The sequence below is a fragment of the Paraburkholderia sp. BR10141 genome (assembly GCF_056155635.1).
The window spans coordinates 1-343 of the sequence record NZ_JBMIQH010000154.1 but is presented as its reverse complement, the minus strand read 5'-3'; the positions used below and the strand labels follow the sequence as shown (position 1 = coordinate 343).

The window sequence follows — 343 nt, the reverse complement described above, 5'->3', positions numbered from 1 at the left end:
TGGGCCGCGCTGTCTTCGCCTGTATCCGTGCGAGTGCGAGCAACTGCTCGATCAGCTTGCGGCTGCGCTCCAGGCCGCCACGCAGCGTGGTCAGGCGCGCGCGTGCGTCAACCGGTAGATCCGTCTCGCTGAGCCGCTCCGCCTGCAGCGGCATCGCCGTGAGTGGTGAGCGAAGCTCGTGCGCTGCGTCGGCGACGAAGCGGCGCTGCGCATCGACTGACTGCGCCACACGTCCGAGCATCCGGTTGATTGCCACGACGAACGGCCGCACCTCGACCGGCAGTTGACCGGTCTCGACTGGCTGCAGGTCGTGCTCGCTGCGCGCGTCGATTTCGGCCGACAG

General features: G+C 68.8%; 1 protein-coding gene. It reads right to left on the bottom strand.

All coding sequences use genetic code 11. The features are described 5' to 3' along the window. A partial coding sequence (locus tag ACOJB8_RS41270; protein WP_475018023.1) for a histidine kinase dimerization/phospho-acceptor domain-containing protein occupies positions 1-343 on the bottom strand: 343 nt, incomplete at both ends.